This is a genomic window from Lapillicoccus sp. (assembly GCF_036559105.1).
Taxonomy (GTDB): domain Bacteria; phylum Actinomycetota; class Actinomycetes; order Actinomycetales; family Dermatophilaceae; genus Lapillicoccus.
Map to the genome: position 1 here is coordinate 1 of NZ_DATBTV010000024.1, position 16,806 is coordinate 16,806.

Sequence of the window (16,806 nt, forward strand, 5' to 3'; positions counted from 1 at the left end):
TCGTAGCTCAGGGGATAGAGCACCGCTCTCCTAAAGCGGGTGTCGGCAGTTCGAATCTGCCCGGGGGCACCAAGCGAATTCCGCAGGTCGGAGGCCACTTTGGCCCTCTCCCCCGCTCTTGTGAGTCCGCTCCGAAACCCCTGGGCCTCCGGCGGGCCCCCGAGAGCCCGGTTCACACGCTCCAGGGCCGCCCGGTCGGCGTCGGTCCCCATCAGGTGGCCATAGGTGTCGAGCGTCAGTTTCGCCGTCGAGTGACCCAGCCCCGCCGACACCGTCTTGATATCGACACCAGCGGCAATCCACAGACTCGGAGCGGTGTGCCGCAGGTCCTGAGGGCGCCGACCGAGACCCGTCGTCGACCAATGCACCGACCGCGTGCAGGTAGCCACCTTCGGGCGCCGGGAACAGCAGCTGGTTCGCCTCTCGACCAGCGGCCCACTCCTCGACGATCGGACGCACCCGATCCGACTGCGGCACCGCCCTTTCCCCCACCAGACCCGGATAGGGCACCGAGGAAACGTTACGCACCCGCAGCCCACGCAGTTCTCCGAGCCGCAACCCGGTCAGCGCCAGGACCAGGGTCACATCTGCATACCGACCGGCGACCGCCCGCTGCGTCTCGACGACCTGGAGCAGCAGCTCGAGTGGGAAGGGGACGACCTCGACCACGACACCAGTTCGTGAGTCAGGGTGCGGCAACGGCACATCCTCGGCCAGCGACACCCGTATGCGGCGGGTGCGGACTGCGTACCTGAAAGTCCTCGCACGGTCGTCCGCAGCCGCGCCGCCGTCCGCAGAGATCGAGAGACCGCCAGGTCGGTCAGGAACCGCTCGACCTCCCATCTTTCGACGAGACAACACGATCCGCGGCGTGAGCGTGCGTCCTCGACAGGGCGTCCTGACCCGTGAGCAGAATCTATTGAGCACCGCGGAGGAGCTTGGGGGGCTCGAATGCTGCGGGAGTTGGGCGACTGCCCGGAATGCCGGCCGGCGTCCCCGACGAGAGCACACCCCTGTCATGAGGAGGGGGCAGATCAGGGGGCCGCGATGACCCGGCGCGCCGAAACCGTACAAACCTCCCGCCGGGAACGTCACCGTCACCGACGCCGCGGCGGCGAACGCCTGCCGGGCGCCAGAAGTGGGGTGTCCAGGTCTCGGTGGCGGTGACCGTTGCGGGAGTTGAACCGTTCCTCACTGCGCTGGCCGTAGCCGGCGCCGACCTGCGCGAGCCTGGTGCTGTCCACGGTCACGCGAGGCGGTGTCCTGCTGGCCATGGGCCCGGCGCCTGCCGCCGGGTTCGCGGTCGGTGCCCTGGTGGCGTGGTGGGGGCCGGGCGGGGACTCGCTGCGACGAGGGACCCGCTCGATCGTGCGCGGTGTGGTGTGTCCCGGGCTGCCGACGGGGATCGTCGCGGGGGCGCTCATCGGCGTCATGGTCGTCTTGGGAGGGGAGGCGTTCGCCCACCTCGGCGTGCCGTCCTGGTGGCCGTTCGAGGCCGTGGTGCCACGCGGGCGGGAGGCCGCCGCAGGGCGCTGACACACCGCTTCTGCGCGGCTGGTCGGTGGTCGCGAGGCATCGGGACAGCCGGTCGACCCCGCCTCAGGTCACGCACAGGCTACGGAAAGGTCACGAATGCATCTCGGGCGGACTTGGTTTTTCTTTGCCGATCCTTTACCTTCGGTTCAGCGCTATGGGCGGCGCGGGGTGTGGCGGCGAATGCCAGACTGCGCGGCTTCGGTGGCGACACGGCCGGTCCGGGCATATCCCGGAGCGACGACAACTACACAGTCACAACCCAATTCAGGTGCGTGCTCGCTGCGCTGAGCCTCGTCAGGCGGGCACCTTCCCGGGATCGTCCCGGCGTATGACGAGGATGGGGGACCCAGTGTGGGGCCATCCGGAGGATGTCCGTCTGATGACGAACCGGAGGTCCTTGGGGTGAGAGCCGCGCGCTGCGCCGTCACAGGACGGCAACGGCCGGCAGGGCACCTGACAGCCCGATCCCGACAGCTAACCCCGTATGCGCAGGTCAGGAGAGGACCATTCCCTTGCACATCCCCAAGCACGCAGCCCCCAAGAACCACTCCAAGGTGAAGGCCCGCGTCGCGGGTATCGGCATCGTTGGTGCAGCCACCGTCGCCGGTGGCATGGCCACCGCCAACACTGCCCACGCCGCCTCCGGCTGGGACGCCGTCGCACAGTGTGAGAGCGGCGGCAACTGGGCCATCAACAACGGCAACGGCTTCTACGGTGGACTGCAGTTCACCATGTCGACCTGGCGGGCGTACGGCGGCACCGGCTCGCCGCAGAACGCCTCCCGCGAGACCCAGATCGCTGTCGCCCAGCGCGTCCTGGCCGGCCAGGGCCCGGGTGCATGGCCGGTCTGCGGCCGGCAGGCCGGTCTGTCCCCCGCCAGCGGCGGGGCCTCGGCTGGTGCATCGGTCGCTGCCGCCCCTCGGGCTGCCGCTCCGTCGACCTCGCGCTCGGCGACCCGCTCGGCCGCGCCGTCGATCACGTCGAGCAAGAATGCGACGACGACAAAGAAGGCGACCACCAAGAAGGCGACCAATTCGGCCCCGGCCGCGGTGGCTGACTCTGGCAAGACGGTCACCGTCGTCTCTGGTGACACCCTGAGCGGCCTGGCGGTCAAGAACGGCGTCGCCGGCTGGCAGAAGCTGTGGGCGGCCAACCGCTCCACGGTCAGCGACCCGAACCTGATCTTCGTCGGTCAGGTCCTGCAGCTGCCCGCCTGACCAATTTCGCCCCCCGGGCTCGGCCCCGCACGCCTGGTGGCGTGCGGGGCCGAACCGTTCGTCCAAGCGATCTTGTGCACAGCGACGACCACACCCCTGCCACGCTCGCGCTGCCGTCCGGGCTGTCGAGCCTCGGCGGCCACGTGTGGCCGTCGCTATGCTGAGGCTGGCGTGGCCGATCGGCTTTCCCCGCGAGCTTGCACCCGAGTTCCGCAGGTGGGCACGTGGAGGGTCTGGCGCGGTGGTCCGGACGCCCCACGAAGACGCCCAGCCCAGGGTGCCGAACCGGGCCCCGTCGCACATCACCTGGCGGACGACTGTCGCGCATCACCCGCCGGAGGACAGCCCTGACCGTGCCTGACGGTGAGCATTTTCTGTACTGGCTCAAGGCGCGCCTCCGGCGCGGCCGGGCCTGAGGGCGGCGCTGGCGCGCCGTCCTCGGCCTCCGGCCTGACATGGAGAAGGAACGCCTCCGTCCAGATGACGGGACGCCCCCACGCGGGATCCGGGTTCTCACTTCCGGCGCCGCAACCACCAGCCCGTCAGGCCCGCGGCCGCGAAGCAGCCCACGACGATGAGGAGGAACGCCGGCAACTCCACACCTGAACGGTAAGACCGGAGGGACAGGTTCGCATGCGCTGATGAGGGGGCTGTGTTCTAAGCGGGTTGCTTTGAGGGTCCCTCCTAGCGACGGCCTCGGTCCAGCTGCTACGACCCGCGGATGGGCTTCCACATCGGCATCGCAGCCGGCCGCCCTTGGTGCTCGCCTGGTGTGAGTCATGCGCCAACGGCGCGGCCGTCGCTCACGCAAGAGCAGTTGACCCACTCAAGCGTCAGCACGGCCAGCGAGCCCGTCCGGGTGAGCGCCTGGATCGTCTGGGAAGACGGCGTCGAAGAGCTCGTCGTCGCCCAGGCCGTTGCCTGGACCCCGCGGGCCGTCCAGATCCGCTTCGGCGTGCCGCCCCACCAGCACGAAACCTGGGTCTGGGCCGGCGCCGTCACCAGGACCTGATCCAACAGACTCATCACATGACCACGCGCGAGATCGCTGGGATCGCCTTCGCTCTGGCGGGCCCGCTCGATGCGCTTCGAGACGACCAGGGCACTCCAATCCTCGACGGCCCGCATGTCCGGTTTTCGAACCCGCGGGGTCTGGCGCTGAACCCGTGCGGTGTCGGCCCATTTGCGAGACTCCAGATCCCCAGCCTGCCTGCTCGACCAGGGGTCTACGCGGTGTTCGACCACCGCGACTCGCTCCTGCATATCGGCCGAGCAGGGACTCTCTGGCAAGGCGTTGGGGACGAGGTGGGTATGCCGTGATCGTCCACGCAACTGCTTCGCCGGGGGGCAGAGCACCAACTGCAGGCTCAATGGGCTGAGCACTCAGGCCCTCATGCGTGGTGACCACCCGGCCCTGTGGGTGCATCCAATCGACGATCCGGTCGCCCTCGAGGCGCAGCTGGTGACCAACCTTCGACCGCCCTGGAACCTGCGCTAGCCAGACAAGCCTGAAGTACCCGAGAGGTACCCACGGCCCCAGAACCACCCGTACAGACAGGTATCTCGCCATCTCGAAACCGTTGTGGCGCAGCCGAATCCGATCAGGCTCCTCCTCCTTGACTCGCTCCTAAAGCGGGTGTCGGCAGTTCGAATCTGCCCGGGGGCACCAAGCGAACTCCGCAGGGGCCGCCGCCCCGGATCGCCCGCTGCGACAATCGCACCGTGAGCGTGGAGGAGTTCGACGTCGTCGTAGTGGACGGCGGTCGGGGGCGGGTGTTCGTCCCGGCCCCGTTCGACCCGGACGCCGAATGGGGCGCCAAGACCCGGCATCCCGTCGCCGGAACCATCGACGGGAAACGGGTGCGTGGCGTCGTCGAAGCGCACGACGGAGTCCGGGGCTTTCTCGTCGGCGTCGCTTGGCTGCGCGACTGCCCGTTGGCCGTGGGCGACCGCGTGCACGTCGAGCTCGCCCCCGAAGGTCCGCAGCGAGCGGACTTGGCCGACGACGTCGCCACCGCGCTGGAGGCGAACCCGAAGGCCGGCGCGTTCTTCGACGCCCTCGCCCAGTTCTACCGTCGCGGGTACCTACGGTGGATCGACGGCGCCACGCGGCGCCCGGAGCTCCGGCAGGAGCGGATCGCCAGGATGGTCGAGCTGTTGGAGTCGGGCGTCAAGGACTACCGCAGCTCCTGAGACCGAAGGCGGTCGCGCCCGGGTCAGTACCACCCGACGCCGATCGCTACGTCGCGCTGCTTGCCGCAGTCGAGACACTCCTGATAACGGCCGCCGAACTCGGTGCCGTCGTCGGGACAGCGGTACGTCCGCCACCGGTGCCAAAGATGCAGACGACACGACCAGCGTCCCGGGCGACGAACTTCTTGCCCGGGCTCCCGTGCGTGTTGCCGGGTCGTCTCAGCGTCACCCGGCTCGGTAGTCGGAGACGCCATGTCCGGTCGGTCCTCCACCCCACACGTTGTCGCCGATCACACCCCCGCCAATCGGCTGGCGGGCCTGAAACCAGCCGCAATCCGCACGGGACGACGAATTCGGCTCCAACGCACACTCCTGACGACTTCCTGTACGCCACCGTTGGGCCGGTTCGACCCTGCGGACAGCGCCAAGGTCCGCAACGCCGGTCACCGTGGCGGTGACCGTCGCTCCCGAGGCCACTGCGGCCCGGGTTGCGCCGACGCCCGTGCGGATGTCGAGTACGCGTGTCGGCGCCACCGACGTGAAGCCCGCGGGTCCGGGCGCCGCCGCGGGTACCGCCAAGGAAGCAGGCGCGGCTCCTGATGGCGCAACCCCTGGTGCGGTGCCGACATCCGGTGTGTCGACCGTCATGATGACGCTGGTCGCCACCGACTCGTCGCCGCGCCGTCGCCCATCGCGACCCTCGACGCCCAGATCATCCGCCTCGCCCCCGTGACTCAACGCCCCGCGGGTCGACGGGCTGACCCCCTTCGGCGGCGCAGGCAACGCGCGGACGACGTTGTCGAGCGGCGCGCTCCACCTGTTCGCGAAACCAGGCCGCGGCCAGCACGGCGGCGCGCTTCTCGATGCCCTGCGCGGGCAACGCACCTCCCCACCACCTCTGCCGGATCGACGGCCTCAGCTGACCGTTCTGAGAACGTGCATCGCCGGTCAAGCCGGTGACAGACCTGTGGGAGCTACGGCCCAATCACCGACTCCGACCGGAAGCCTGGGCACGTCTGGACCGGGAGACCGGTGGGACGACGGCACACCGCTGGACCCCGCCGGTCGAGTGACGGCCGCATGCCATCCCACCGACCACCGACGCTCGTAGCATCGGCTCATGCCCGGTTACGTACTGGACCACCACCTGCACGGCGAGGGTTCACGCCTCGCTCTGATGTCTCGCCTCCTCGACCCGATGCACCGCCGCTACATCGAGGCGCTCGGCATCGGCCCCGGGGCGCGCACCCTCGAGGTGGGCTTCGGCAACGGCTCGGTCTCCGCGTGGCTCGCCGAGGTGGTCGGACCGACCGGGCAGGCCCTCGCCGTCGACATCGACCTGTCCCTCGTCGACCAGAACACCGCTCCGGCGAACCTCGACTACCTCCAGGCCGACATCGTGGCCGGCCCGGTCGACCCCGGGACCTTCGACCTCGTGACCGCGCGCGCCGTTCTGCACCACGTCACCGACGTCGACGCCGCGATGAGGAACCTCGTCGCCAGCCTCGCTCCGGGCGGGGCGATCCTGCTCATCGAGCCCGACTTCCTGCCCGTCAGCATCGCCGAACCCGACGAGGTGCATCGCTTCTGGGCAGGCTGGCTGACATGGTCCCGCGAGCAGGGCATCGACTACTTTCTCGGCCGCACGCTGACCAGCCGGCTGGCCGCCCTCGACATCCAGGACATCGCGGGTACGGCGGAAACCGCTGTCTACCAAGGTGGTTCACCGTGGGCCACCTACTGGGTCGACACCGTCGACGAGCTCCGATCCGGCCTGGTGGAGTCCGGCGCCCTCACCGAGGACCTCGTCGACCACTTCCTGACCCAGTGCGCCGACCCCTCCTGGTGGACGCAGACGATCGCCTTCACCGCGGCCCACGGCCGGTCGGCTACTCCAACGAGCTGACGTCGTCCGGCACGTCCACGGCGTGCTGCCTCAACGCGGCGAACGGCACGACGGCCAGCACCGCCTCGTTGGTGGCGGCCAGCACGACAGGGGCAGCCACTCCTTCGTTGTAGGCGCGGGCCCAGTTCGGTGCGGTGACGCACCAGCGGTCGCCGGGGCTCAGACCCGGGAAGCGGTAGTGGGGCATGGGGGTCGAGAGGTCGTTGCCGATGCTGCGCTGGTGCTCGAGGAACTCGGTCGTCACGACCGCGCAGATGGTGTGGCTCCCGATGTCCTGCGGCCCGGTATTGCAGCAGCCGTCCCGGAAGAACCCGGTCATCGGGTCGGTACCGCACGGTTCCAGCTCGCCGCCGAGGACGTTGCGTTCTGCCACCACTCCAGCATGGCCGCATCGGTATGCATGCAGTAGCCCGTCTCGGAGTCAGCCCATCGCCGCCGCCCGATCGGCCGGCATACCCGGTCCCGGCCGCGCAGCCACCGGCGCGTCGCCGGCCAACCGACCACAGCGGTCGCATACGACCTCCTGGGTGACCGACCCTCCGCAGTCCTCGTGCGCATACCGGATGGGTTGTCCGTCCGGCGCGGCCCACCGGTCCCCCCACGCGGTCAACGCGATGAGCGCCGGCGCTAGGTCGCGGCCCTTGTCGGTCAGGACGTACTCGAACAGCTCGGGCCGTTCGGAGTAGCGGCGCCGACGCATGATCCCGGCCTCGACGAACCCGTCCAGGCGGTCCCGCAGGACGTTGGTCGCGATGCCGAGGCTCCGTTGGAAGTCGCCGTAGCGCGTCGAGCCGGCGAAGAGGGCGTCACGGACGATGAGGATGCTCCACCGCTCGCCCACCACCTCGAGCGTCCGCGCGATGGAACAGACCTGAGCGTCGTACGTCCGGCCGAGCATGTCGCCGATCGTACCCAGCCACTTGCGTGATGCAAGCATCTCGTCTAACCTGCAACTCATCAGTTGCACTTTAACCCCGATCGAGCGAGGACGCCATGACCGACCAGAGCTTCACCACCACCTTCTCCATCGACCGCAGCCCGCAGGAGGTGTACGACGCCATCAACGACGTACGCGCCTGGTGGTCGGCCGAGGTCAAGGGCCCGACCGACCTCGAGGGCGAGACCTTCACCTTCCGGGTCAAGGACCTGCACCGCTCCCAGATCCGCGTCGCCGAACTGGTTCCCGGCGAGCGCGTCGTGTGGACGGTCCTCGAGAACTACATGAGCTTCGTCGAGGACCAGACCGAGTGGGTCGACACGCAGATCCGCTTCGACCTGACCGCGCACGACGGCGGGACCGACGTCCGGTTCACCCACGTCGGACTCCTACCGGACCACGAGTGCTACGCCGTGTGCTCCAAGGCCTGGGGCTACTACCTGCGTGAGAGCCTGCCGAACCTCGTCACGACCGGTGAGGGCATGCCGGAGGGCAAGCCGGACGACGCGCTGCGCGGGCCGGAGCCGAGCCTCGTCACCGGGTAGCGAATCGCCGGTTCGCGGGAGTCGCCTCGGGACGCAACGCATCTCGACGATGCCCGAGCCGAATACTCGGGTGTCGTCGAGGTCCGGCTCGGCGCGGGCACTCCCCGGAAGGGCCACGGGAGTCCCACCCCCGAGCAGCACCGGGCGTCCTCGCGCCGCAGCTCGCCACGGACGCAACGGGATCGGTGGCGACCCGTGCGTTCGGCCAGTCCGTCTCCCGAGCGGTATGCGAGAAGCCCACCTTGTCGAGCGCGTTCATCCGGTCGGCGACCGGTCCCTCGGCCGACGGCCAGTACGGCTCCATACCGGTGAAGGGGGCGCCGCCGAACAGCAGCGTCTCGGCCTGGTCGAGCAGCTCGACGGAGTAGTCCAGCCACTCCGCGTCCGCCCGGAACCATTCGATCGACTCACCCCGGTGCGCCGGCCTCCTCACGCGGTCTTGCGCGTGTCGGCCCAGGCCTGGTGCGCCGTGCGCACCGAGGTCCACAGGGCGATGAGCGCGTCAGCCGTGACGTCGTCGCCGAAAGAGAGGTCGAACTCGCCCTCGAGCACGTCGAGCCACTCGTGGAGGCTCTCGCACGTCCGCGTCGTGACCATGTCGCCGTCCAGCTGGATGAGGACGCAGCCCCGCATGACGGTGGTCCCGGTCGCGTGCCGCCTTTGCGCGGTGACGGTCTTCGCGAAGCCCGACTGGGGCGACGTGGCGTTGTAGAGGTGCCGGGCCGCGAAGACGTCCATCGGGACCGGCTCGTCGACGAGGCTCACGCCGGTGAACGAGCCGGACGGGTGGTGCGTCAGATGCCAGTCGCCGACGCCCTCGGCGCCGACCTCGGCCATCCCGAACCGCATCGGCCCCTGGGCGACCACGCCGTCCACGAGCGGCATCGGGTCGTGCAGCGCGTCGCCGAGACCCACGTCCACCCACCAGCGCCCGCCGCGGTTGTTGTCGGTCGGCAGCCCCTCGACGACCAGGGCCGCGTGGTTCCGCAGCGTCGACTCGTCCGGCCCGGCCGCCTCGTGCACACCGGCCACGTTGAGGCTGACCTGGTACCCCAGCGCCGTCAGCAACGTCTTCAAGGCCCCGTTGAGGTGGTAGCAGTAACCACCACGACGCGTGGTGGCCACCCGTCGCGTTGACTCGGCCGCGTCGATCCCCCAGTCCTGCGCGAGGTGGATCCAGAACGTCTCGTAGGGCACCCGCTCGACGTGCGCGCGGTGCAGCCGGGTCAGGGCCTCGGACGACGGCGACTCGGCCTCGACGCCGAGACGGTTCAGGTATGCGGCGGTGATGGTGTCCATGTCGTCCTCCTCGAGTGCTTCCGTGGGGACGACTCTGACGCAGTCGTGGTCCGCCGACCAGGTCCACTCGAGCGCTGGTTCACCGGACCACTTCTCCGGATCCAGGCTTCGACCGTGATGGTGGTGACGAGTTGACCCCCCAGGGTCAGAGTTGCACCACGATCCCGTGGCAGCGGCCCTTGGTGCTCCGGCTACCGGCCGCGCAGGACCGGACCCACCCGGCGCATCGCCTCGACGATCGCGCTCTCCTTGACGTTGCCGAACCCCAGCACCAGCTCGTCCGGCTCGGTCCCGCGGTCGCTGCGGTACCGGCTCATCCCGTACACCGCAACGGAACTCGCCGCGCAGCCGGCAACGGCTGACTCCTCGGTGACGCCGTCCGGGAGCCGCAGCACCGCATGACAGCCGGCGGCCAGCCCCGTCACGGCGACCTCCGGCGCATACCGGGCGAGCGCCCCGACCAGGGCCTCGCGCCGGCTCTTGTAGACGCCGCGCATCTGGCGCAGGTGCCGGTCGTACCGCCCCGACTCGACGAGCGCCGCCAGGGCCAGCTGGTCGAGCCCTGGTGCGCCGCGGCCGAGAAGCTGCTTCTCGACGCCCACCGCGTCGTGCAGGCGCGGCGGGCAGACCAGCCAGCCCATCCGCAGCGTCGGCGACAGGGTCTTGCTGGTCGAGCCCATCGCGATCACCCGGTCCGGCGCCAGGCCCTGGACCGCGCCCACCGGCTGTCGGTCGTAGCGGAACTCCGCGTCGTAGTCGTCCTCGACGACGAACCCGTCCACGCGGTGGGCCCACTCGACCAGCTGGTGTCGGCGCTCCGGCGCCAGCACCACCCCGGTCGGCGCCTGGTGTGCCGGGGTCACCACCACGACCCGGGCGGACGTTCGCGACAGCGCCGCCACGTCGAGGCCGAGCTCGTCGACCGGTACCGGCACCACCCGCATACTGCTGCGCCGGGCGATCGCCTCGTGGTCGACCGGACCGGGGTCCTCCACGGCAGCCGTCGTCACCCCCTCGGCGAGCAAGGCCCGGAGCACGAGGTTGAGGCCGTACCGGAACCCGGCGCAGACGAACAGCTCGTCCGGGTCGGCGACCGCTCCGCGCACCCGGCGCAGGTATGCGGCGAGGACCTCGCGCAGCTGGGCCGCCCCCGCGCCGTGCTCGTCGCCGAGGTCGACGGCGGTCGCGGTCCGCCCGGCCACGCCCATGGCCCAGAGCCAGTCGCGCATCGGGAAGCTGCGCAGGTCGGGGACGCCGTACTCGAAGTCCACGTCGAACCGCAGTGGAGCAGGGCGAGACCGCTCGGCCGGCCGGCCGTCCCCGCCGCTCGACGCGACCACCGTCCCCGAGCCCTGCGCCGACCGGAGGTACCCCTCCGACTCGAGCTGCGCATAGGTGTCGACGACGACCCCGCGCGAGACGCCGAGCTGCACGGCGAGCGCCCGGGAGGCGGGCAGCCGCTCGCCGCGCTCGAGGCGTCCGGAGCGGATAGCGTCACGCAGCCGCTCCTGGAGCTGGTGGGCCAGCGGCGTCCCGCCCCTCCGGTCCAGGCCGAGCAGCAGCTCGGGCCCGTTCCGCATCCAGTCGACGGCCACTCAGATCCCCGTCCACGGCACGGAGACGACGGTAGCGCCGAGCGACTGCGCCTCCCGTGCAACGTTGGCCTGCTCTCCTGAAGCGACGCGGGTCGCTCCGCCGCAAACCTGGGCTCTTGCGGGTCGGGACGGCAGGATGAGCACATGACGTCGCCCTTCGCCGCTGCCGGCCCCGACGGCTCGCCGCTGCTGTCGACTCGCGGGTTCACGGTGATCGACGACGACGATGACGACCCGGTGCTGCTCCGGGCGGACGGGTCGGCGGTCGACACCTGGCGGCAGGGGTACCCGTACGGCGAGCGGATGGACCGCACCGACTACGAGCGCGAGAAGCGGCTGCTCCAGATCGAGATGCTCAAGCTCCAGTACTGGGCCAAGCGGAGCGGGAACCGGTTGGTCGTCGTCTTCGAGGGGCGCGACGCCGCTGGCAAGGGCGGCACGATCAAGCGGTTCATGGAGCACCTCAACCCCCGCGGCGCCCGGATCGTGGCCCTGGAGAAGCCGACCGCACGCGAGAGCACCCAGTGGTACTTCCAGCGCTACGTCGCTCACCTGCCGTCCGCCGGGGAGCTGGTCCTGTTCGACCGGTCCTGGTACAACCGGGCCGTCGTCGAGCGGGTCATGGGGTTCTGCACGGACCAGGAGTACCGCGAGTTCCTCCGCCAGGCACCGCGGTTCGAGGAGATGCTGACCCGGTCCGGGATCCTCCTGGTCAAGCTGTGGTTCTCGGTCTCGCCGTCCGAGCAGCACACCCGGTTCCTCATCCGGCAGATCGACCCGGTCCGCCAGTGGAAGCTGTCGCCCACCGACCTCAAGTCGCTGAACCACTGGAGCGACTACACCGAGGCCAAGGAGGCGATGTTCTTCTACACCGACACCGAGCACGCCCCGTGGACCGTGGTCAAGAGCAACGACAAGAAGCGGGCCCGGCTCGCGGCGATGCGCCACGTCCTCAGCCTCTACGACTACGACGAGAAGGACACCGAGCTGGTCGACGAACCCGACCCGCTCATCCTCGGGCCGGCGTCCCGCATCTTCGAGCAGGGCGAGGCCGTGGGGCGGCAGTTCCCGCCACTGTGACCTAGGGCTTCCGGCGAGTGCTGTCGGTACGCGGGTCCGCCGCCGGTCGGGGCGGCGGTGAGACCCCCGAGACGAGGCGCACCAGCTCGGCCCGGAAACCGGCTGCGTCCTGGAGGTGCTCGGCCACGAGGACGTCCGCGATGTCGGCCTCCCGGATCTGACCGAGCACGTCGCGACCGCTTCGAGTGAGGCTGACGACCAGCCGGCGCCGGTCGACGGTGTCGCGGCGGCGCTCGACGTGACCGGTGCGTTCCAGCCGGTCGAGGACCCGGCTCATGGTCTGCTCCTCGACCCGGCTGGCCGCGGCCAGCCGTCTCTGCGTGAGTGGCCCCTCGTCGAGTGCATGCAGGGCCAGCAGGCCGGCGTGGGTGATCCCGCGCTCGGCCAGCCAGGCGTTCCAGTCGTGCTCGACCAGCCGGGCCGCGGTCGACAGCAGCCGGCCGAGCGACCAGTCGGCCGGCCCGCCGGGGTCGCCGGGGTCGCCCGCGGGGCGGTCCGGGGTGGCGTGGATTGGCACGAACCGACCTTAGCGACCTATATTGCTCAGCATGCTCAGTATCTTCGCGACGAACCCACGAACCCGGTGGTGGGGTCTCGTCGTCATCAGCCTGGGCGTCTCGCTCATCATCGTCGACTCGACGATCGTCAACGTCGCGGTGCCGTCGATCATCAACGACATCGGCATCACGTCGACGCAGGCGCAGTGGGTCCAGGAGATCTACACCCTCGTCTTCGCCGCCCTCCTCCTCGTGTTCGGGCGGCTGGCCGACACCTTCGGCCGCCGGCGGCTGTTCATGATCGGGGCGGCGATCTTCGGGCTCTCCAGCGTGCTGGCCGCGATGGCCCAGAGCGGCGGCACGCTGATCGGGGCCCGAGCCCTGCAGGGCATCGGCGGCGCCATGATGCTGCCGACCTCGCTGTCTCTGCTCAACGCGACGTTCCGCGGCCGAGAGCGCGGCATCGCCTTCGGCGTCTGGGGCGCGACCATCGGCGGCACAGCGGCGCTGGGTCCGCTGCTCGGCGGCTGGCTGACGACGAGCTTCTCGTGGCGCTGGGCCTTCGGGATCAACATCCCCCTCTGCGTGATCGTCATCGTGGGCCTCGGCCTGCTCGTTGCCGAGTCGAAGGACTCGTCGCGGGCGGGACGCGTCGACGTCGTCGGCGCTCTGCTGTCGGCGCTCGGGTTCGGAGGGGTGGTGTTCGGTCTCATCGAGGGCCGGACCTACGGGTGGTTCACCAGCCTCACGCCGTTGACCATCGGCTCCTGGTCGTGGCCGTGGTCGCTCTCGCCCGTGCCCGTCGCGATGGTGGTCGGCGTCGCTGCCCTGGGGGTGTTCGTCCTGCTTGAACGGCGCAAGCAGCGCCGGGGCGAGGCCGGCATGCTCGACCTCGCGCTGTTCGCGATCCCCTCGTTCCGGAACGGCAACATCGCGGCGGCGATCGTCAGCCTCGGCGAGTTCGGCATCATCTTCGCGCTGCCGCTGTGGCTGCAGAACGTCATCGGCTACACCGCCTTCGAGACCGGGCTGATCCTGCTCGCTCTCGCCAGCGGGAGCTTCCTGGCCAGCGGTCTCGGCGCCGCCATCGGCCGAACCCGCAGCCCGCTGTTTATCGTCCGGCTGGGAATCGTCCTGGAGATCCTCGGGATCGCCGGGCTCGCCGTCTTCCTACGGCCCGACTCGACCTGGGTGGTCGTCGCGCCGCTCCTGTTCGTCTACGGCGTGGGCGTGGGGTTCGCGACGGCGCAGCTGACCGGTGTGGTCCTCGCCGACGTCCCGGTCGAGCAGAGCGGCCAGGGGTCCGGGACGCAGAGCACGGCCCGCCAGGTGGGTTCGGCGCTGGGGATCGCGATCCTGGGCACCGTCCTGTTCCTCACCCTCACCAACCGGTTCGACAGTGCCCTCACGGACCTCGGGGTCCCGGAGGCCCAGCGGGTCCAGCTCGTCGACGCCGTCGAGTCCAGCGCCGGCGCGGTGATTCCCGGCCTGGCCGCGAACCCCGCCACCGCCACCGTTGCGGTGGCCGCGGAGTCCGCCTACACCGACGCCACCCGGCTGTCCGCCCTCGTGGCGGCCGGCTTCCTCGTCATCGGGCTGGGCGCGAGCGCCTCGCTCGGACGGGGACGCCGTCCCGACGCCCCCTCGGAAACCGTCACCGTCAGCACCTCGGAGGAAACCGCATGAGCAGCACCACCCACGACACCGCCACGGCGATCCACCCGGCCACTGGTCAGGACCGCCTCCGGCAGGTCGCCGTCACCGTCTCGGAGGTCCTCTGTGTCCTCGGCACCCTCGTGGGCATCGGCCTGCTCGGCGGCACGGAGGTCCAGAACACCGCCGGTGGCGCCCTGTCGTCCGAGGCCACCCGCCTCGCGCCCGCGGGTCCGGCGTTCTCGATCTGGAGCGTCATCTACCTCGGCCTGGCCGCGTACACGATCTGGCAGTGGCTGCCCTCCTCGGTGACCGAACGAACCCGGTCGACCGGTTGGCTGGCGGCCGTCTCGATGTTGCTCAACGCCGGCTGGCTGCTGGTCACCCAGCAAGGGTGGATCTGGGCGAGCGTCGTGGTGATCCTCGCCCTCGCTCTGGTCCTCGGCGAGCTGCTGCGACGGCTGACCCGGCGGCCTTCCGCGAGTCGGGCCGAGCGCGTCGTCGTGGACGGGACCTTCGGGCTCTACCTCGGCTGGGTCGCGGTGGCCACGTGCGCCAACGTCACGGCCGCCCTCGTCTCCTCGGGGGTCCGTCCCAGCGACGGGGTCAGCGACGTATTGGCCGCCGTCGTCCTCCTGGTGGCTGCGGCGCTGGGCGTCCTGTTCGCCCGCACGTTGGGCGGTCGTTGGACGGTCGCCGTCGCGATGGCGTGGGGCCTGGGCTGGATCGCGGTCGGGCGAACCAGCGGCAGCCCGCAGTCCCTCGTGGTGGCCCTGTTCGCGGCAGTCGCGGCGGTCGTGGTGCTGGCCGTCGTGCCGTGGGCCCGCCACTCCCGTCAGGGCTCCGGTCAGGGCTCCCGTCAGGCCTCGACGGTACGGTAGCCCACCGAGGCACTAGCGCGTGGCGCGCACCAGCTTCGAGTCCAGCCAGTCGACCAGGTCGACGATGACCTCGAACCGGTTGGTCTCGTTGAACACCTCGTGCCGAGCACCGGGCCAGACCCGGACGGTGATGTCGGTGAGGCCGGCGGCACGGTAGCGGTCGACGAGGGCGTCGACGCGGACCAGGCCGCCGCCGACCGGGTCCATCTGGCCGACGGTGATGTAGACGGGGAGGTCCTTCCGCATCCCGGCGACGCGCTCCGGGTCGGCGACCGCCCGCGCGCCGGCGAACAGCCCCTGGCTGCCCGCGACGTCCAGCCCGAACCCGCACCAGGGGTGATCGATGTAGGCATCCACCTCGGCATCGTCGCGGCTGAGCCAGTCGAAGTCGGTGCGCTGCGGCTGGAACGGCGCGTTGAACCCGGACAGGTCCATCGGCGCCTCGAGGTCCATCGACGGCTCCAGCAGGTCGATGGCCGCGGTCCCGGAGAGGGCCACGGCATCGACGTCTTCGCTGTGGTCGAGCAGGAGCTGCTGGGTGGCGAACGACCCCAGACTGTGGGCCACCAGCCCGAGGGGCAGGCCGGGGTGCGCGTCCTTGGCCCGCGCCCCCATGCGGCCGATGTCGGCGACCAGCTCGGTCCAGCCGTTCTCACCCAGCACGCCGTAGTCCGCTTCTCCGGCAACGGAGTTCGCGTGTCCACGGTGGTCGTGCGCATACACGACGTAGCCCGCGGCGGTCAGCGCGTCGGCGACCCGCGCGTACCTCGTCGCATACTCCCCCACCCCGTGCGTGATCTGGGCGATCGCCTTCGGTGGGCCCTCGGGGTCCCATCGGTATGCGGCGATCGTGACGCCCTCGCTGCTGGGGAAGTCGACGCGGGTCGGTTCGTTCGTCATGCCGGGAAACCTAGCTTCTCCCCCCGCGGGCTCGGCTGCCGAGTGGTCAGAGGTGGGCCTGGTCGAGGGCCGACTGGAGCGACTGGATGTAGCCGTCGCTCGTCACGGTGGCCCCGGACACCGCGTCGATCTTGGCGCTCTGGGCCTGCGTGGCCTCTTGCGCGAGGACCGGCAGAGCGTAGGCGTTGATCTGGCGGTCACGCGCGTTGTTCTGGGGGTACTCGACCGCCTGGACCGCGGTGATCTTGCCGTCGGCCACGGTGATCTCGACCTGGACCGCGCCCCACCGCGTCATGACGGAGCTGCCGGTGTAGGTGCCGGCAGCGGTGGCGCCCTGGGCCGCCTGCGGCGCGGGTGCCGCGGGCGCTGCGCCCGAGGACCCCGAGGACCCCGAGGACCCCGAGGACCCGGACGAACCCGAGGAGCCCGAGGAGCCCGCCACGGCCGGAGCCGAGGCGGCGACGGCGACCGACCCCTCGTTGCGGCTGGTGTGGTAGCTGAACAGCAGGACCAGCCCGCTGATGGTGCCCATGATCGCGATGGCGATGCGTCGCATACCGGTGCCCC

General features: G+C 70.5%; 17 protein-coding genes and 1 tRNA gene. 9 read left to right on the plus strand and 9 right to left on the minus strand.

Annotated features, from left to right (window positions below; translation table 11 throughout):
• Positions 1 to 2: 2 nt before the first annotated feature.
• The 3 genes from VIG79_RS03375 to VIG79_RS03385 all read left to right on the plus strand — a co-directional run bounded on the left by VIG79_RS03375 (position 3) and on the right by VIG79_RS03385 (position 2,753).
• Positions 3 to 72 (plus strand) — tRNA-Arg (locus tag VIG79_RS03375).
• Between the two features lie 1,200 nt (positions 73 to 1,272).
• On the plus strand, positions 1,273 to 1,536 hold the full coding sequence (locus tag VIG79_RS03380) for a hypothetical protein (protein ID WP_331882149.1): 264 nt from the start codon (positions 1,273 to 1,275) through the stop codon (positions 1,534 to 1,536).
• A gap of 512 nt (positions 1,537 to 2,048) precedes the next feature.
• Complete coding sequence (locus VIG79_RS03385; protein ID WP_331882152.1) at positions 2,049 to 2,753, plus strand: transglycosylase family protein; 705 nt, start codon at positions 2,049 to 2,051, stop codon at positions 2,751 to 2,753.
• A gap of 777 nt (positions 2,754 to 3,530) precedes the next feature.
• Here the strand turns inward: VIG79_RS03385 and VIG79_RS03390 are convergent.
• Positions 3,531 to 3,998: a hypothetical protein gene (locus VIG79_RS03390; protein ID WP_331882155.1), complete on the minus strand. Its 468-nt coding sequence runs from the start codon at positions 3,996 to 3,998 to the stop codon at positions 3,531 to 3,533.
• A 477-nt stretch (positions 3,999 to 4,475) separates the two neighbouring features.
• Here VIG79_RS03390 and VIG79_RS03395 point away from each other — a divergent pair, with 477 nt between their 5' ends.
• Positions 4,476 to 4,946 carry a YdeI/OmpD-associated family protein gene (locus VIG79_RS03395; RefSeq protein WP_331882157.1) on the plus strand — a complete coding sequence of 157 codons (471 nt, stop codon included), beginning with the start codon at positions 4,476 to 4,478 and terminating at the stop codon, positions 4,944 to 4,946.
• Positions 4,947 to 6,066: 1,120 nt separating this feature from the next.
• Positions 6,067 to 6,852: a class I SAM-dependent methyltransferase gene (locus VIG79_RS03400; RefSeq protein WP_331882160.1), complete on the plus strand. Its 786-nt coding sequence runs from the start codon at positions 6,067 to 6,069 to the stop codon at positions 6,850 to 6,852.
• On the opposite strand, the gene VIG79_RS03405 is transcribed toward VIG79_RS03400, so the two are convergent.
• On the minus strand, positions 6,836 to 7,225 hold the full coding sequence (locus VIG79_RS03405; protein ID WP_331882163.1) for a DUF2237 domain-containing protein: 390 nt from the start codon (positions 7,223 to 7,225) through the stop codon (positions 6,836 to 6,838). The genes VIG79_RS03400 and VIG79_RS03405 overlap by 17 nt on opposite strands.
• A 48-nt stretch (positions 7,226 to 7,273) precedes the next feature.
• Positions 7,274 to 7,750: a helix-turn-helix domain-containing protein gene (locus VIG79_RS03410; RefSeq protein WP_331882166.1), complete on the minus strand. Its 477-nt coding sequence runs from the start codon at positions 7,748 to 7,750 to the stop codon at positions 7,274 to 7,276.
• A 95-nt stretch (positions 7,751 to 7,845) separates the two neighbouring features.
• On the opposite strand from VIG79_RS03410, the gene VIG79_RS03415 reads away from it, so the two are divergent.
• Positions 7,846 to 8,334, plus strand: a complete 489-nt coding sequence (locus VIG79_RS03415; RefSeq protein ID WP_331882169.1) for an SRPBCC domain-containing protein — start codon at positions 7,846 to 7,848, stop codon at positions 8,332 to 8,334.
• Here the strand turns inward: VIG79_RS03415 and VIG79_RS03420 are convergent.
• The 3 genes from VIG79_RS03420 to VIG79_RS03430 form a co-directional block, all read right to left on the minus strand.
• Positions 8,324 to 8,767, minus strand: a complete 444-nt coding sequence (locus tag VIG79_RS03420) for a hypothetical protein (RefSeq protein WP_331882172.1) — start codon at positions 8,765 to 8,767, stop codon at positions 8,324 to 8,326. The two genes, VIG79_RS03415 and VIG79_RS03420, sit on opposite strands and share 11 nt — an antisense overlap.
• Positions 8,764 to 9,633 carry an arylamine N-acetyltransferase family protein gene (locus VIG79_RS03425; protein WP_331882175.1) on the minus strand — a complete coding sequence of 290 codons (870 nt, stop codon included), beginning with the start codon at positions 9,631 to 9,633 and terminating at the stop codon, positions 8,764 to 8,766. Before VIG79_RS03425 ends, VIG79_RS03420 begins: the two co-directional genes overlap by 4 nt.
• Positions 9,634 to 9,824: 191 nt before the next feature.
• Positions 9,825 to 11,228, minus strand: coding sequence for a PLP-dependent aminotransferase family protein (locus VIG79_RS03430; RefSeq protein WP_331882178.1), 1,404 nt, complete (start codon positions 11,226 to 11,228; stop codon positions 9,825 to 9,827).
• 144 nt (positions 11,229 to 11,372) lie between these two features.
• Here VIG79_RS03430 and ppk2 point away from each other — a divergent pair, with 144 nt between their 5' ends.
• Positions 11,373 to 12,308, plus strand: a complete 936-nt coding sequence (gene ppk2 / locus VIG79_RS03435) for a polyphosphate kinase 2 (protein ID WP_331882181.1) — start codon at positions 11,373 to 11,375, stop codon at positions 12,306 to 12,308.
• Position 12,309: 1 nt separating this feature from the next.
• Here ppk2 and VIG79_RS03440 read toward each other — a convergent pair whose 3' ends face one another.
• A complete protein-coding gene (locus VIG79_RS03440; protein ID WP_331882183.1) occupies positions 12,310 to 12,825 on the minus strand; it encodes a MarR family winged helix-turn-helix transcriptional regulator in 516 nt (171 codons plus the stop codon).
• Positions 12,826 to 12,856: 31 nt separating this feature from the next.
• Between VIG79_RS03440 and VIG79_RS03445 the strand changes: the two genes are divergently transcribed.
• The gene (locus VIG79_RS03445; protein WP_331882185.1) at positions 12,857 to 14,491 is read left to right on the plus strand and encodes a DHA2 family efflux MFS transporter permease subunit; all 1,635 of its coding nucleotides are present in this window, start codon (positions 12,857 to 12,859) and stop codon (positions 14,489 to 14,491) included.
• A complete protein-coding gene (locus tag VIG79_RS03450; protein WP_331882188.1) occupies positions 14,488 to 15,339 on the plus strand; it encodes a TspO/MBR family protein in 852 nt (283 codons plus the stop codon). The genes VIG79_RS03445 and VIG79_RS03450 overlap by 4 nt, the downstream gene beginning before the upstream one ends.
• Positions 15,340 to 15,351: 12 nt before the next feature.
• On the opposite strand, the gene VIG79_RS03455 is transcribed toward VIG79_RS03450, so the two are convergent.
• Together VIG79_RS03455 and VIG79_RS03460 are read right to left on the minus strand one after the other, a co-directional pair.
• Positions 15,352 to 16,239 (minus strand): alpha/beta hydrolase, encoded by an 888-nt coding sequence (locus VIG79_RS03455; RefSeq protein ID WP_331882191.1) that lies wholly within the window; start codon positions 16,237 to 16,239, stop codon positions 15,352 to 15,354.
• A gap of 46 nt (positions 16,240 to 16,285) precedes the next feature.
• On the minus strand, positions 16,286 to 16,795 hold the full coding sequence (locus VIG79_RS03460) for an FMN-binding protein (RefSeq protein WP_331882193.1): 510 nt from the start codon (positions 16,793 to 16,795) through the stop codon (positions 16,286 to 16,288).
• Positions 16,796 to 16,806: the final 11 nt, after the last annotated feature.